General features: G+C 59.2%; 9 protein-coding genes. 4 read left to right on the top strand and 5 right to left on the bottom strand.

Going from position 1 to position 17,102, the window contains the following annotated elements; genetic code table 11:
* Positions 1-5 precede the first annotated feature (5 nt).
* The 4 genes from aceF to msrA all read left to right on the top strand — a co-directional run bounded on the left by aceF (position 6) and on the right by msrA (position 7,598).
* Positions 6-1,958: a dihydrolipoyllysine-residue acetyltransferase gene (aceF, locus tag AC1DIG_RS24615; RefSeq protein ID WP_477769394.1), complete on the top strand. Its 1,953-nt coding sequence runs from the start codon at positions 6-8 to the stop codon at positions 1,956-1,958.
* Between the two features lie 334 nt (positions 1,959-2,292).
* On the top strand, positions 2,293-3,696 hold the full coding sequence (locus AC1DIG_RS24610) for an alkaline phosphatase D family protein (protein ID WP_477769393.1): 1,404 nt from the start codon (positions 2,293-2,295) through the stop codon (positions 3,694-3,696).
* Between the two features lie 360 nt (positions 3,697-4,056).
* Entirely contained in the window at positions 4,057-6,750 is a 2,694-nt protein-coding gene (locus tag AC1DIG_RS24605; protein ID WP_477769392.1) for a sensor domain-containing phosphodiesterase, read from the top strand.
* A 200-nt stretch (positions 6,751-6,950) separates the two neighbouring features.
* Positions 6,951-7,598 (top strand): peptide-methionine (S)-S-oxide reductase MsrA, encoded by a 648-nt coding sequence (gene msrA, locus AC1DIG_RS24600; RefSeq protein ID WP_477769391.1) that lies wholly within the window; start codon positions 6,951-6,953, stop codon positions 7,596-7,598.
* A 142-nt stretch (positions 7,599-7,740) separates the two neighbouring features.
* Here the strand turns inward: msrA and AC1DIG_RS24595 are convergent, their stop codons facing one another.
* The 5 genes from AC1DIG_RS24595 to AC1DIG_RS24575 form a co-directional block, all read right to left on the bottom strand.
* A complete protein-coding gene (locus tag AC1DIG_RS24595) occupies positions 7,741-8,580 on the bottom strand; it encodes a 23S rRNA (adenine(2030)-N(6))-methyltransferase RlmJ (protein WP_123581938.1) in 840 nt (279 codons plus the stop codon).
* A gap of 246 nt (positions 8,581-8,826) precedes the next feature.
* Positions 8,827-9,186 carry a hypothetical protein gene (locus AC1DIG_RS24590; RefSeq protein WP_477769390.1) on the bottom strand — a complete coding sequence of 120 codons (360 nt, stop codon included), beginning with the start codon at positions 9,184-9,186 and terminating at the stop codon, positions 8,827-8,829.
* Positions 9,186-13,973 (bottom strand): RHS repeat-associated core domain-containing protein, encoded by a 4,788-nt coding sequence (locus AC1DIG_RS24585; RefSeq protein ID WP_477769389.1) that lies wholly within the window; start codon positions 13,971-13,973, stop codon positions 9,186-9,188. The genes AC1DIG_RS24590 and AC1DIG_RS24585 overlap by 1 nt, the downstream gene beginning before the upstream one ends.
* Entirely contained in the window at positions 13,973-14,710 is a 738-nt protein-coding gene (locus tag AC1DIG_RS24580) for a DUF4123 domain-containing protein (RefSeq protein WP_477769388.1), read from the bottom strand. Before AC1DIG_RS24580 ends, AC1DIG_RS24585 begins: the two co-directional genes overlap by 1 nt.
* Positions 14,700-16,709: a type VI secretion system Vgr family protein gene (locus AC1DIG_RS24575; RefSeq protein WP_477769387.1), complete on the bottom strand. Its 2,010-nt coding sequence runs from the start codon at positions 16,707-16,709 to the stop codon at positions 14,700-14,702. Before AC1DIG_RS24575 ends, AC1DIG_RS24580 begins: the two co-directional genes overlap by 11 nt.
* Positions 16,710-17,102 lie beyond the last annotated feature (393 nt).

Genomic DNA, 17,102 nt, shown 5'->3' with positions numbered 1-17,102 from the left:
ACTCTGTGAGCGAACTCATTCGCGTACCTGACATCGGCAGCGGTGAAGGTGAAGTAATTGAACTGTTTGTGAAGGTCGGCGACCGTATCGAAGCCGATCAGAGCATCCTGACGCTGGAATCGGACAAGGCGAGCATGGAAGTGCCTGCGCCTAAGGCCGGCATCATCAAGAGCCTGAAAGTGAAGCTGGGCGATCGCCTGAAAGAAGGCGACGAACTGCTGGAACTGGAAGTCGAAGGTGCCGCTGCTGCGGCCCCTGCCGCTGCGCCTGCTGCCAAAGCTGAAGCCAAACCGGCTGCCGCACCTGCACCGGCGGCGCCTGCTGCCGCGCCGGCTGCTGCCAGCATTCAGCAAGTGCACGTGCCAGACATCGGTTCGTCGGGAAAGGCCCAGATCATCGAGATCCAGGTCAAGGTCGGCGACACCGTCGAGGCTGATCAGTCGCTGATCACCCTGGAATCCGACAAGGCCAGCATGGAAATCCCTTCGCCCGCCGCTGGCGTGGTCAAGGCCATCAGCGTCAAGCTCAACGACGAAGTCGGCACGGGCGATCTGATTCTGGATCTGGAAGTGGCGGGCGCTGCGGCCCCTGCTGCTGCCGCTCCTGCCCAGGCTGCTGCGCCTGCTGCCGCTGCTCCGGCGCCAGCCGCTGCGGCTCCGGCTGCACCGGTTGCCGACAGCGTTCAGGACATCCACGTCCCGGACATCGGTTCGGCGGGCAAGGCCAAGATCATCGAAGTACTGGTCAAGGCTGGCGACACCGTTGCCGCCGACCAGTCGCTGATCACCCTGGAATCCGACAAGGCGAGCATGGAAATTCCATCGCCTGCCGCTGGCGTGGTGGAAAGCATTTCCATCAAGCTGGATGACGAAGTCGGTACCGGCGACCTGATCCTGAAATTGAAAGTCAAAGGCGCGGCACCTGCTGCAGCCCCGGCTCCGGCCGCTGCTGCTCCGAGCGCTCCTGCTGCGGCACCTGCCGCTCAGGCTGCAGCCGCGCCTGCAGTTGCCGCCCCGGCCGCTGCTCCAGCCAAGCCTGGCGCCAAGGTTCACGCAGGTCCTGCGGTGCGCCAACTGGCCCGTGAATTCGGCGTCGAGCTGAGCGCGGTCAGCCCAAGCGGCCCACACGGTCGCGTGCTGAAAGAAGACGTGCAGGTTTACGTCAAAGCCATGATGCAGAAGGCCAAGGAAGCACCGGCCGCTGGCGGCGCAACCGGCGGCGCGGGCATCCCGCCGATTCCGGTCGTGGACTTCAGCCGCTTCGGTGAAATCGAAGAAGTGCCGATGACCCGCCTGATGCAGGCTGGCGCTGCCAACCTGCACCGCAGCTGGCTGAACGTGCCTCACGTGACCCAGTTCGATTCGGCTGACATCACTGAGCTGGAAGCTTTCCGTGTCGCGCAGAAAGCCGTGGCCGAGAAGGCTGGCGTCAAGCTGACCGTACTGCCACTGCTGCTCAAGTCCTGCGCACACCTGCTCAAGGAACTGCCGGACTTCAACAGCTCGCTGGCACCAAGCGGCAAAGCGATCATCCGCAAGAAATACGTGAACATCGGCTTCGCCGTCGACACCCCTGAAGGCCTGCTGGTACCGGTCATCAAGAACGTCGACCAGAAGAGCCTGCTGCAACTGGCTGCCGAAGCCGCTTCCCTGGCTGAAAAAGCCCGGACCAAGAAGCTCTCGGCAGACGAGATGCAAGGTGCCTGCTTCACGATTTCCAGCCTCGGGCACATTGGCGGCACCGGCTTCACGCCGATCGTCAACGCGCCGGAAGTGGCGATCCTCGGTGTTTCCAAGGCAACCATCCAGCCAGTCTGGGACGGCAAAGCCTTCCAGCCGAAACTGATGCTGCCACTGTCGCTGTCCTACGATCACCGTGTGATCAACGGCGCCGCTGCTGCACGCTTCACCAAGCGTCTGAGCGACCTGCTGGGCGACATCCGCACCATTCTGCTGTAAGACCGGGCGGCCCTCCTTCACCGGAGGGCCACTCGCGCTCCACGTTTTCCGAGCGCCACGCTCGTACCTCAACCCCGCCAATTTGGCGGGGCTTTTTTTGCCCGAAAAACACCCGCCACTTCAGCATGCGTCAACGTTCGATCAAGAGTTGTATGTATTCCTACCACCGATAACAGTCGGGACTACTTTCGTGGCTTATTCAGACCACAGCCAAAGTCCACTTGCCTATCAATATTTATCGCCCAACGAACAATAGGATAGCGCCAACAAAGTGCACTAACCGTTTTCACAAAACACTATAACTTTCACCGCTACATTTCGAATGGACTCGAAAATGTTCAAACCTACTGTTGGCCCGATTATTGGCCACACAACAACTAACCATGCCCGTATTTTTTTACGCGGCGATGTAGAAAACAATGCCCCGGTCTTTGCGGGGATACGTTATCGCCGCGCCGCTGATACGCACTGGTCCAAAGGCCTGTTTGTTGCTCTAACAGCACTTCGCGACCTGTCCGACGTTATTGCGCTCAACAACCTCGAGGCCGATACCGCCTACGAGTACCAGGCGGGCTGGTTCAGCACCATGAGCCCGGTGCACACCGTGGAAACGGTGCAAGAGCTGCCACTGCAATGGCCGAAAGAGATCTACCGCTTTCGCACCGCATCGAGCGAAACCACGGCAGCACGTGGCTATATCGTTGGCTCATGCCGTTACCTGCGCATGACACTGGGTGTGCCATCAGCACCCGCCAAGGGCGACCGGATTTTTGCCGCCATCGGCGCCCTGGCTAAAACAGCATCGCCACCGATCAGCGCCTTGTTGATGACGGGTGACCAGATTTATGTGGATGACCTGAATGTTATCGCCCCCGACCGGGAGTACACGGATATTCTCGGCAAGTATCGAGCCGCCTTTTCCCAGCCACACATTCGGAAGTTAATGGCCTCACTTCCTACTTACATGATCCTCGACGACCACGAAATAGAAGACAACTGGCCCGCCAACGAAAGTGCAGATGACACGTTCCTCTATACCAACGCAATGGCCGCGTATGAGTTATATCAGGCCAGTCACAGCCCTGTTCACGAGTTACTGCCCAACGGGCAACCCAGCCGAGAACTGAAACATTACTGGTACCAGTTTTCCGAGGGAGATATCGAATGGTTCGTGACCGATAGTCGAACCCGGCGCAATCTCTCGGCCGACGATCGACGCATCCTCGATGCAGAGCAGGAGCAAGCACTGCTCAATTGGCTGATCCACAGCCCGGCACGGGTCAAGTTCGTGGTCACCAGCGTGATGTTCTACCCCGACCGCAAGCACCATGGCGACGATGCCTGGAAAGCTTTTCCCGAGCAGCGTCTGCGTCTGCTGGAAACCATCCGGACCCACAAGATCAAGAATGTCATCATCGTTTCCGGTGACGTTCATGGCTCCCTCACCAGCCGTCTGAGTCACAGCGAGGACCCGGATTTCGAGGTTCACACCATCGTCTCGTCGCCTCTGTGCAACAGCGCACTGCTGCCTTACGCCAAAGCCTCGACCTTCATACTCGACCAGCCACTGGTGCGAACCGCCGCGGGTGACTATCACCACCAGTTGACCAGCGAAGTGGTCAGCCAGGATAACTTTGCGCACCTGGTGGTCGACGCGCAGCACATACAGGTGACTTACCACGACGCGAATGGCAACGCCCTGCAATCGATAAACATCGCACTGCGCAGCACTCTGTAGAAGGCGTCCCCCTCGACGTAGCAACCTTGAAATACGACCGTAGCAGCTGCCGAGCCCGCGAGGCTGCGTTCGAGGACGAAGTCCTCGCAAATCCTGAGTATGCGGTTTGCCTGAAAGAACGCGTTGCATGATTTCACGACCGCTTCGCGGCCGAACGCAGCCTCGCGGGCTCGGCAGCTGCTACAAGAGCCCGCGCAAGCAACTTATTGCAGAAATGCGGTTGCCTGCCGATACAGTCTTATAGCACTTAGCCTTCATCCTTACTTGTCAGTCAGTGCAGCATGATGCAACCTTGCCGCAGGCAACAGTAAAGAGGGCGCGAGCCCGGCGCGATCAGCATTTTCGAAGCGAGTTTCTTCCATGAAAAGCCATCCCGATGCCGCCAGCCGTATGGTGGCCGAGGTAGTGACGCAGTTGCCTGTGCCCTCGCGGCTCGGCATGCTGCGTTTCGAACGGCTGAATGAACCAAGCTGGGCGCTGCTGTTCCTTGACCCAAATTGCGAACGCCAGTTCGGTTTGCCCGCTGTCGAGCTGTGCGCTCTGGTCGGCTCACCCTATGCGAGCCTGATGGAGCCTGAAGCGCGCTATCAGTTACACGATGCGATTCAGCAGCAATTGACCGTAAGTCCGCATTATCTGGTCCGCTACACGCTACACACCGCCCAAGGCTCCCTCAGCCTGCTCGAATTGGGCGAAGCCTACAAACAACACAATCGCCACCTGCTACGCGGCTATCTGCTGGTAGTCGACGGTTTGTTTACCGATGATCCGCTGCTACCGGCACTGGACCTGGAAACCCAGAACTCGCGCCTGCAGATTGCCCTGGAACTGAACCAGCGCGCCCAGCAGGAACAACTGCTGCACCTGGATCGCGCTCGCGCCCAGCAAGACCTGATCCTGCTGCTCGCCCGCCAGCGCTACAGCACCGGCAACTCCTTGCAAGAAGCCGCCGAACTGATCACCCGCAGCGCCTGCGACATCTACGAAATCGACTGCGCGAGCCTGTGGAACCTCGAAGGCCAGATGCTGGTGCCAATTTCCGCCTACCACCGTGCCTCTCAAGAGTACTGGTTACCGGAGGCGATCGACGCCAGCAACTTCCCCGATTATCTGGAAGCCTTGCACACCAGCCGCGCAATCGACGCTCACAATGCGATCCGTGACCCGCGTACCCGGGACATGGCCGAGAGCCTGCGCGCGCGCGACGTCAATGCCATGCTCGACGCCAGCATCCGTGTCGACGGTCAGGTAGTCGGCGTGCTGTGCCTGGAGCAAACCGGTATGACCCGCGCCTGGCAGTCGGACGAGATCGCCTTCGCCGGCGAGCTGGCCGACCAGTTCGCCCAGGTCATCAACAACCACAACCGCCGCACCGCCACCAGCGCCCTGCACCTGTTCCAGCGAGCGGTCGAGCAAAGTGCCAACGCCTTTTTGCTGGTCAATTGCGACGGGGTGGTCGAGTACGTCAACCCGAGCTTCACCGCGATCACCCAGTACAGCACCGAAGAAGTCCACGGCCATCGGCTGTCGGAACTACCGGCGCTGGAAAACCTCAGCGAACTGCTGTTCGACGCCCCCTCAAGCCTGGCCAAGAGCAACAGCTGGCAGGGCGAATTCAAGAGCCGACGCAAAAACCTCGAACCGTACTGGGGCCAGCTGTCGATCTCCAAGGTCTACGGCGACAACCGTGAACTGACCCACTACATCGGCATCTACGAAGACATCACCCAGACCAAGCTCGCCCAGCAACGTATCGAGCGCCTGGCCTACACCGACAACCTGACCAACCTGGGCAACCGTCCGGCGTTCATCCGCAACCTCGACGAGCGTTTCGCCCGCGACAGCGACAGCCCGATCTGCCTGCTGCTGGTGGACATCGACAACTTCAAGCGGATCAACGACAGCCTCGGCCACCAGACCGGCGACAAACTGCTGATCAGCCTGGCCCGGCGGCTGCGCAACAGCCTGAGCCCGAGCGGCAGCCTGGCGCGTTTCGCCAGTAACGAGTTCGCGGTACTGCTGGACGACACCCACCTTGGGGCCGGCCAACAGATCGCCAGCCAATTGTTGATGACGCTGGATAAGCCGATGTTCGTCGACAACCAATTGATCAGCGTCACCGGCTCCGTAGGCCTGGCCTGCGCGCCGCTGCACGGCCGCGATCCGCAGACCCTGATGCGCAACGCGGGGCTGGCGCTGCACAAGGCCAAGGCCAACGGCAAACATCAGGTCCAGGTGTTTACCGAAGCGCTGAACGCCGAGGCCAGCTACAAGCTGTTCGTGGAAAACAACCTGCGTCGCGCCCTGACCCAGAACGAGCTGGACGTGTTCTACCAGCCCAAGCTGTGCCTGCGCTCCGGGCGTTTGCTGGGGATGGAAGCGTTGCTGCGCTGGAACCATCCGGAAAAGGGCATGATCCGCCCGGATCAGTTCATCAGCGTCGCCGAAGAAACCGGCCTGATCATTCCTATCGGCAAATGGATCGCCCGTCAGGCGTGCCGCATGAGCAAAGAGCTGACCGCCGCCGGGCTGGGCAATTTGCAGGTAGCGATCAACCTGTCGCCCAAGCAGTTCTCTGACCCGGACCTTGTCTCGTCGATTGCCAACATCCTCAAGGAAGAGCAACTGCCCGCACGCTTGCTGGAACTGGAGCTGACCGAAGGCCTGCTGCTGGAAGCCACCGAAGATACGCACTTGCAGCTCGACCAACTCAAGCGCCTGGGCCTGACCCTGGCAATGGACGACTTCGGCACCGGCTACTCATCGCTCAGCTACCTGAAGAAATTCCCGATCGACATCATCAAGATCGATCGCAGCTTCATCCATGAAATCCCGGACAACCAGGACGACATGGAAATCACCTCGGCCGTGATCGCCATGGCCCACAACCTCAAGCTGAAAGTGGTCGCCGAAGGCATCGAAACCGCCGAACAGCTGGCATTCCTGCGCCGCCACCGTTGCGATGTCGGCCAGGGTTACCTGTTCGACCGGCCGATCCCGGGCGCCGAGCTGATCGAGAAGCTCAAACGCTACCCGCGCGGCCCAATCGCCTGACAACACACTGCAAAACCTGTGGGAGCGAGCCTGCTCGCGATAGCGGCTTTACATTCAACATCAATGGTCAATGTCACACCGCTATCGCGAGCAATCGAGCGTCGACCGGCTGCTCCCACATAGATTTCGCTTAACAGGCTGGCATTTGGCACACTGACACTCTGTGTATCTACATTCCAACCTGACTGAGAGGACTGATCATGGTTCTGCGCTCGGAAATTCTGGTGAACAAAAACGTGCTCCCAACTAAAGAACAAGCTCTGCCTGGCCGCGAAACTCCGATAAAAGTACCGGACGAACACTTCGTCAACGGTAATCCGCTGCTGGGCCCGTTCCCGGGCAACGTGGATTTCGCGATCTTCGGCCTGGGTTGCTTCTGGGGCGCAGAGCGTCGTTTCTGGCAACGTGAAGGCGTGTTCAGCACATCGGTGGGGTATGCCGGTGGTTTCACACCGAACCCGACGTACGAAGAAGTCTGCTCGGGCCTGACCGGCCACAGCGAAGTCGTGCTCGTGGTCTACGAGCCGGAAAAGGTCAGCTACGAACAATTGCTGGCGATGTTCTGGGAACTGCACAACCCGACGCAGGGTATGCGCCAGGGCAACGACATCGGCACTCAGTACCGCTCGGTGATCTACGCCACCAACCCAAGCCAGTTGGCAGCGGCCAAGGCCAGCAAGGAAGTATTCCAGGCTGAACTGACCAAGGCCGGCCTCGGCACCATCACCACCGAAATAGAAGAAGCCCCGACGTTCTACTACGCCGAGGCCTATCACCAGCAATACCTGGCAAAAAACCCTGAAGGGTATTGCGGGATTGGCGGTACGGGCGTGACCTGCCCGATTTGATGGGTGAACACAGTACCTGTTGATGATCGTTCCCACGCTCCGCGTGGGAATGCCTCAATGGACGCTCCGCGTCCGCCCTTGAAGGCGTGACGCAGAGCGTCACAGGCTGCACTCCCACGCAGAGCATGGGAGCGATCACCGGTCAGCTCTCGGCGATCAACCAATCCATCTGCCACCCACCCTGGGTCTGGCCGAGCTTCTTCGACAGCCACGGCAGCAACTCGCGCAACTCTTCCTCAAGCCCCCACGGCGGATTGGCAATCGCCAGCCCGGAACCGTTCAGGCTGTTCGGTGTATCCAGCGGATGCACCAGCAACTCCACGCGCAACAACTTCGGCGCACCGGTGCCCGCCAGGTCCTGGTAGAAACGACGCAGCATGCGCTGGTCCTTCACCGGGTACCAGATCGCCGCCACGGTTTGACGCATCCGTCCAATCGCTTCTTTCAACGACGCCGCACAACGCTGCATCTCGTCGAGCTTCTCGAACGGCGGATCAATCAGCATCAACCCACGCTTCTCCGGCACCGGCAACAGCGCCCGTGGCACGTGCCAGCCTTCGCCCAAGTGCACTTTGACCCGGCGATCGCCTTTCATGTTGTCCTTGAGCAGCAACCCGTCTTCCGGGTGTTTTTCATTGAGCAACACCCGGTCCTGCGGACGGGTCAAACGGCGCGCCAGTTCTGGCGAGCCCGGGTAGTAGCGCAACTCGCCATCCGGGTTCATCTCATGCAAGACCCGCATGTAATCGGCGGTCAGCGGCGGCAGATCCTGCTCGCCCCACAAGCGTGCGATGCCTTCCAGGTATTCACCGGTACGGCTCGCCTGATCGCCCTGCAGGTCATACAGACCAATGCCGGCGTGGGTGTCGAGATAGGCAAACGGCTGCTCCTTGCGCGACATCAAGGCGATGAGGCGGGTCAAGGTCAGGTGTTTGAACACATCGGCGTGATTGCCGGCGTGGAAGGCGTGACGATAATTCATGGCTGCTCCTGCGAAGGAGGCGAAGTTTACCTTGTACCGCGTCCAGCGTCAGGGGTTCGCAGCTGAGCGGGCGGACAAACCATGATCGTTTGATGATCGTTCCCACGCTCCGCGTGGGAATGCCTCAAGGGACGCTCCGCGTTCCAGCCGCAATGGTCGGTATCAAGCCTGGCGCCGATGTGACGCAGAGCGTCACGGGCTGCATTCCCACGCAGGAGCGTGGGAACGATCAATATTAACCAGCGGTTATTTTTCTTGTGTTGCTTCCGATTGATAACGCATCAAACACGCCAAGAGGACCCGCATGAACTGACGTTGATCCTTAACATCCTCATCAAAATAAGTATCAATCTTTGAAAATACCGCATCAAAATCATCGTTTATGCCTAAAAAATATACCAAAGTATCAATTAGCAACTGTCGTTCAGTCTCGCTATAAATAAGAAATTCTGGCCGCATTAAAATATCAAAAAGCTCAGCAAGCTCTTGCTCATCATTCACATCCTTCGAAACGATAATCTCCTCTCTCGCCACGTCACGTGTGTTTTCTATATCAAATACGAAAAGCAAACTACGTATATCCCAGATATTGTAGGCATCTTTCATTAATCAAAGTCCGTATAAGATGTTTTAGGACGACCCATTTGGTCCAATATAACTACCGCTCTTGTTTGCTCTCCATATTGCAAGCTTCCTCTTTTGAACCCTTCACCTACCTTTTTACCCATTTCAATAGGTCGTCGGGAAGCATTCAAATCACTCTGCCTAAAAATCAACTGCGCACGCTGTATCGCATTCAATTGATCACGATGACTGAGAAAGTGTGTCGCCGCCGAGGGAATGACAGCCTCGCCCCTTCGCCTTCCTTGCTCATACCTCTCTATTTCTCCTGTCGTGGGATTTTTCCCTGTTTGCACTCGCTCAAGCTGGGATTGCAGGGTCGTTTGTGCCCCATGTTTTTCTAAAAAATGCCCTCCAGGAGTCGCGCGCTCAATCTCGTCCAAACGTCGATAAGCATTCGCCTCCGCCAACTCATCAATCCTCGCCCGCCGCTCCTCACCCGTCAGCTTCGGCAGTAGCGGCTCGCCCTCATCAACCGCCACGCCCCCCACATCATCCGGTGCCTTACACCCCGGCTTGTTCGGTGGCGGACAATTTCCGCTCAGCCCCAGCGGGTCAATCCACCCCGTCGGATTCGGTGTGTACTGGTAGCCGTTCAGCCCGCCCGCCAATTTGATCGGGTCGGGTGTCAGGTAGCGGCCGATGTCCGGATTGTAGTAGCGATGGCGGTTGTAGTGCAGGCCGCTTTCAGCATCGAAATACTGCCCCTGAAAGCGCAGCGGCTGCTCGAGCTGTTCTTCACCGAAGTGCTTCAGGCTGGCGAGTTTTCCGTAGGCCTTGTAGGTCGCCGACCAGACAATTTCGCCGCTGTAGTCGGTGAGTTCCTGCGGGGTGCCGAGGTGGTCGAGCTGGTAGTAGAACGGGCAGGCTTTGCGTGGGCCTTTGCCGTCGAGCATGGCCAGGGGGCGGAAGCTTCCGGGTTCGTAGAGGTAGCTGCGGTAGTGTTCTTTGCTGCTTTCGGCGACGAGGTTGTCGCCTTGCCAGAAGAACTCGGTGGTGTGGCCGTCGACGGTTTTGGCGATGCGCCGACCGAAGGCGTCATAGCGGTAGCTGCTGGTTTTGCCATCCGCCAACGTGACGCCGATCAACCGGTGCTGGCAGTCGTAGCGGTATTCGGTGACGAGTTTTTGTGCGGTGCCGCGACGTTCGCGGATCAGGTTGCCAAAGGCGTCGTAGTCGTAATGACGGTCGCCTTGCAACAGCAGGCGGTTGCCTTTGATCGTCGCCAGGCCCGGGCGATCGTGCATTTGCAGGTTGCCGGCCGGGTCGTGTTCAAAGCTTTGCGCCGGTTCGCCGCGGGCATGGCGTACGCGGGTCAGGCGGTTCAGCGCATCGTAGTAATAGCTGCGCTGACCGTGACGGCTGTCAGCGATGGCGGCCAGGTTGCCGTTGACCGCATAGCTGTAGTGGCGCATGTACAGCGGTCGGTCTGACTGGTTGACCGCGTGCGCGTGCAACCGGCCCTGTTCGTCATAGTGATACTGGCTGAGCAGTTGGCCTTGCTGGCGTTGCTGCTCACGCCCCGCGGCAAAGACGTGCGTGGTCAGCCGCGTGCCGTTGAGGTCGATAGCGCTGAGCGCCCCGCCCTTGGCGTGGTGGTAATCGAGGGTGCTGTTGTCCGGCAGGCGCAGGCGATTGAGCTGGCCGCAAGCGTTATAGCCATAGCGCAAGGTGCCCCAACCCTGATGTTCGGTGATCAGCCGGTCCTGCCGGTCGTACTCGAACTCCAACGGGTGGTCATGGCCGTCATCGACGCTGACCAGTCGGCCAAGTCCGTCGTAGCGGTACTCGACGTTGACACCATCGGGCAGGGTCTTGACCAGCAGTCGTCCGGCAGAGTCCCGTTGATAGCTGGTAACCCGTTGCGAGCCGTCATCGCCGAATTCGGTTTTCTCCAGCAGATGGCCGTTGAGGTCGTAGGCATAGGCGGTGCGGCGGCCGTCGAAACCGGTTTCCTGTCGGATCAAGCCATTGGGCGTGTAGTCCAGCTGATATTTTTCGCCGGACTCGTTCTCGATTTCTGTCAGCAACAGCTGCGCGTTGTCGTAGCGATAACGCAGTTGCGTGCCGTCGGCATTGATTCGACGGCTGACCAAGTGCAGGTCGTCGGCGTATTCGTAGCGCGTGACGCGATCCAGCTCATCGCGTTCGGCGGTGATTTTTCCGTAGGCGTTGTAGCTGAAGGCGCGGCTGGCACCGGTGGGAAGCGTTGTCTGAATCAGTCGCCCGACGGCATCCCATTGGTAGCGGGTGACGGCACCGTGTTCGTCCTGCCGGGTAATCTGCCGACCCAAAGCATCGTAGGAAAACCGACGCTGGCCACCGTCAGGCAACGTTTCTTCGAGCAGTTGCCCCAAGCCGTTCCAGACGAACACATGCCGACTGGTGTCCGGATAACGGATCGACAGCAGCCGCCCCTGAGTGTCGTAGTGGTAATGCGTGACATGCCCGTCGGGATCGGTCGCCTCAGTGACGTCGCCCTGAGCATTGCGCTGATACCTCCACACGGCTTTACCGCGATACCGCGCATGCAGGAAACCGTCGCGGTATTCGTAGGCCGTCGGTTCGTCTTCCGGCGGAATCAGCGCGACAAGCCGTCCGACCTCGTCGTAACGGTATTCGGTGACGGCCCCCAGCGGATCCTGCTCGGCAATCAGCCGACCTTTGTCATCGTAGGCCTTGAGATGTTCGCCACCCTCCAGGTCAACCTTGCGCACCAGCCGCGCCCGATCGTCATGGACGTAAACCTCTTCGCTGCCATCGATATTCAGGACGGTGACACCGCCCTGGTCATCCCAGACGTACTGCGCGTCCATCTGCGAAAACGACGCCCAGTGCCGAATGCATCTGGCAGCCTTGCCGGACCTTTCCCACTCCCAGAAAAAGCTCGCACCACCGGCCAATTGCCGCTGCAAAATGACGTGCTGAGCGTCGTAGTCGTAGCGCTCGCTTTCGCCCGCGGCGTTGGTCGCCTCGATCAGTCGTTTGCGTTCGTCGTAGCGATAACTCACCAGCGTCTGCTCGGTGCGCCACGCCTCGTCGAGGCTCTGGGCCGGAACAAAGCACTGGTAGTCGACGGCGATCAAATGACTGCGGTCATAACGCAACAGCAAGGCGCGCCCCGCGCCGTTATCGAGGCGTTTGATGCGGTCCTGACGGTCGAGGGTAATGCGCAGGCGGTTGTCGTAAGCATCGCTGATGGTCGTCAGCCGGCCATTATGAAAGTGATAAAAACGCGCGTCGTCTCCGGCCTGGGCGAGGATCAGTTCCTCGGGCTCATCACCCAGATAAATCGCCGCCCGCGACAGGCTGTTATGGATCGCCGGACGCTCGACGTTTGGTAACGGGAATGCCGTATGACGGTTTTCGTGGTCGATCCAGATGACGTTGTCGCCGTCGATTTCCAGGCGATGCGCCAGCGAATGGCTCCAGCCAAAGCCCAATCCGCTATCGATCTCGGCGGCGCTGGTGCGATAGAGCCGGGTGAAGTCGAACGGCAGAATCCCGTCCAGCGAACCATCGACCAGGGTCAGCAGTTCTTCGCCAGTGACCATCGACACCGGGCATTTGTTGGTGGCGGTTTTATCTGCCGAATCGGCGCTGTCGCCGTTGGGGTTTTTCGCCTGCGTCGGGACGTCGACGTGAGGTTCGTGCTTTTTCAGCGTTGTGTTCTTACGGCCATTCCAACGCAGTTGCATCCGACCTTTTTTCAGACCCGCCACGACGCCTCGTGCGGCGATTTTTTTGTAGCGGTCGACGTAGTCCATAAAGCTGTCGATGATCTTGAAGATCGCAGTGACGAAGCGCAGGGCGGCGTCGACGATGTATTGGCCGTAGCGCATCAGTCGCACCGACAGATAGGCGATGCCCACCCCGAAAAAACTCAGCACGATGCCAATCAGCAGATCGATCACCAGCTCGACCACTGCCTTCGAAACTGCCTCTGCCGTGGTTCCGGCCATCTGGCTCGGCGGTAACGCTTCCAGCCACAGACTCGCAGTGCGCAACAACAAACACAGCGCCGCTTCGTCACTGGCCAGCAGCAGGGCCTTTTCCATCAGTTCCGGCGACTTTTGCGCCAGTTCGGCCAGGGCCGCACCGCTGCCACCGAGCCTTTCGGCAAACTTCGCTGGGTCCTTGAGGATGTCGCCAATCAGGCCAATGCTGTCCCAAACACCCTCGATAGCCGCCCAACTGCCGGCGAGTAAACCATTGCCCACCGCCAGCAGCGACGCTGAAGCAGACTGTTGCGACCACTGCGGCTTAAAGCCTTTCCACTCGTTGCGCAGCCAGATTTCCAGCTCATCGGTCAATCCGTCGTAAGCGTCAAAAAGCTCATCGACTTGCTCCGGCGTCACTTCGCTCTGGACATGAACGCGATAGAACTTCCCGGCGGTCCCCTTAAACGTCCCTTTGCCGTTTTCATCCAGCAGGACCGGTGTCTTTTCACCGCCCTCCACAGCAATCACATCAACCTGAATATTCCCCAAGGGAACGTCGTAGACCGATTCGAACTTGCTCTCGATCTGCAACAGGCCATCAGCCGGGCACTGCGCCACACTGGAGATGAAATCGTCATCGCCGCTGCTCACCGCAGTGGTCGTGCTGCCGAACTTGATCAGCCGCTCCATGCCCATCAGCGACGGCAGGTCTGCAGCGTGACTAGCCTTGTCCGCAGCTCTGATGAACCAGCGGTTGAGTTGTTCGCGGTAGAGGCTGAGTGTGTCTTTAAAGCTGTCGAGTTCCTGCTCGATACGTACGATTTGATCCATCAGTTCAGCTCCGCCATCAGGAACTCCACCAAGGCAGTTTTCGGTGCTTGAGGCAGGACAGGTGCTTCAAGAAAGATCGCAACCTTGTGCCGCAAAACGATTTCGGAAAACGCTTCGTACAGGTCCGGGCGGTCGTCGCTCAGCCACGTCATCAGGTTGTTGATTCGGGTGGCGGCAGACTGTGCCGCGAGTTGTTCCAATAGCGCGCCGGGAATCTCCCACCATGGAAAAACCCTCGATGTTTTCAGTACACCGCCACCGATTTCCAGGGCCCGGCCATTGATCAGGCAACGCCTGATCGGCGGCATCAGTTGAGCAACATCAACCTGTGCAGACTGAAGAATCGGCAGCAAGTAACGTCCGTCCCAGAAGCGGAAAAACACTGCGTTGCCGTTGGGTAACAGGGCTTGCGTAAGGCTGCGCAGATGGTCGACCAGAGCCTCTTGAGGAGCGGAAGACACCGCCAGCCAACCCCAGTCGCAAGATTCCGTGGTGGCGACCCATTCCAGAAACTCACTGCCCGCGGCGACGATGCCGACATAGGGCATCACGGGTCCCCACTCGGCGTAAACGGTGTCAGCCCAGATGGGGCTCGGTGCTTGCGCAGTGATCGAGCGTTGCCAGGCTTGAAGGGGCTCGGCAGAACTGGCATTGCCGAACACCGCAAACAGCTGCTCGGAAGGTTTCAGCGGATAGCGCTCCAGCCAGGCACGAGGTGACAAGGCATCAGGCTGCACAGACACCCTCCTTGCAGCGCTCGCATTCTTCGCAGAACGGCGCGTCGCTTTTCAGGCTCAGAATCTGTGCGGCACTCAGCAGCGCAGCTGGCGCTGCAGCAAGTTTCAATGGAGCGTCCGGCAACTTCGGCGCAGCGGCCATCGTCGCTATCGGCGCGCCACCCAGCTGAATCGGCACACTGCTGAAAATCCCGCCGGGGCCAATGTTGATCCACTGCCCGCCCGCCTGGATGGTCACGCTGGCACCACCGTCGATGACCACTTGCTGGCCGGCGCTGACATGGAATTGCTGACTGGCATTGAGCGCCTGACTGGTCACCCGAATGTGCCGGTCGCCGACCACCACCAGGTGATCGTCCAGCTTCACTTCGGTTTGGCGCTGACCGTGGGTGATGCGCTGTTCGTCAGCCTTCAGTTCATGACGATCGAGACCCGCGACCACCACACTTCGCTGGTTACCCACTTGCGTGTGCAAGTCGTGCAATACGTGCCGGGTCCAGTCGCGCTGGGCCCGCAGGTAGATCTCTTCGGCGCCCTTGCGGTCTTCGATGCGCAGCTCGTTGTAACCGCCACCACCGGGACTGCTCTGGCTGCGAAAAATGCTGCGGGTTTTATCCGCCGGCAGATCGAGCGGCACCGAATTGGCCCCATTCGGCAGACAGGCCAGCACCATGGGTTTGTCCGGGTCGGCATCGACAAACCCGACCAGCACTTCCATTCCCACCCGAGGGATCAGTGCACTGCCATAACCGTCATGAGCCCAGCCACTGGCAACTCGCAGCCAACAGCTGGAATGCTCGTTCAGTTGCCCCTCGCGGTCCCAGGCGAACTGCACCTTGACCCGTCCGAACTCGTCGCAATGGATTTCGCTGTCGGTCGGCCCAGTGACGACTGCGTTCTGGTAACCCGGTATTCGCTGCTTGTTGTCGGCCAATGGTGGGCGAAACGGTACGTCCCACGGCGTCGCCAGAAAGGTATTGCGATACCCCTGAAAATCACCGCTGTCAGCTGACTCTTCCAGCACTTGCGGCTGCCGGCCGTGGTGCTCGATTTCTGTCAGTAGCCACAGGTCATTCCATTCTGTGCGCGGGTGCTCGGCGATCGTCAGAAAATGGCCGGTGAGCAATGCCGATTGATCACTGCGACCTTCGGCCTGACGGAAATCCGCGCCATGGCGCTCCAGCGCCCGTTGCGCCAGGTGTTTGCCGTGGTCGCGATCGGTGAACTGACCGGGGTAGCGGTAATCCTCCAGCACCGAGCGCTGTTCGCTGTCGACAGTGCTTTGCAGCAACAGGCCGGGTTTGTGGAAGTCGTAGTCGCGACGGGTGACTGCGGTGGCGCGGGTTTCCAGGCGGACGTTGAAGCGCTTGATCGCAGGTTGATCGGCGGCCATTCCACTGCCTGGCAAATAAAGGGTCGGCTGCGCCAGCTTGGGGAAAAACGTCTGATCGTCACCGAACACCAACAGGTGACCGTTCGGGTTGTGCTGAAAGTGGTAATGAATGCCGATCTCGGCGCAGAGACGCTGAATAAACACCAGATCACTCTCGGCGTATTGCACGCAGTACTCGCGACGGGGGTATTTGCTATCGAGTCGAAAGTCGAACGCATCCCCCAGAATGCCGTGGTCCTTGAGTACCAGAGCGATGATCTCGGGAACGCTTTTATGCTGGAAGATTCGCTGGTTGATGCGTTGATCGAGATAGGCCAGCCGAGGCACAAGGCTGATCTCGTAGCGGGTCAGGCGATTGCTGGAGTCACCTTGGGCAACGCGATAGACCTGACCATGAATACCAGAGCCTTGCGCATTAAAACGGAGGAAGGCCTGACGATGCAGCAGCTTCTCGAGATCGAGGTCGGGGTGTTCACTGACCAGTTCCAGGTCAAAACGATAGGGTTGGCTGATGGCTTCCTTGCCCGTGAACTCAAGCACTTTGAGCTCATTCTGGACGCCGTCGAGGGTCAACGTGAAACGCGGTTGATGGGCAGACGTGAGCATCCGATGCCTCTGAAGCAGAATGAAGGCGGGCGATTCTGCATGAGCGACAAGGGGGGGTGACCGAGGGTCAGAAAAATCAGATTTGCCCTGATTTTTTAGAGAACTTTCCTTCAGATATCGGGATGAACTACTACAGACATTCCTGTCGGGCGGGCTGTATCGACGCCTTCTTGAGCCACAACACGATCCCTGTAGCAGCTGGCGCAGCCTGCGTTCGAGCGCGTAGCGGTCGTAAAACCATCCTCTACGGTTTACCTGAAGAAATGCGGTGAATGATTTTACGACTGCTGCGCAGTCGGACGCAGGCTGCGCCAGCTGCTACAGGGATCGCACGATGGCTTAAACCGGCGGACGAAAAAACGGCCCGCATCCATAAGGGTGCGGGCCGTTTTT

It is taken from the genome of Pseudomonas sp. 05N431, assembly GCF_056397005.1.
The sequence above is the reverse complement of the archived record's forward strand: the minus strand, read 5'-3'. Positions and strand labels throughout refer to the sequence as shown.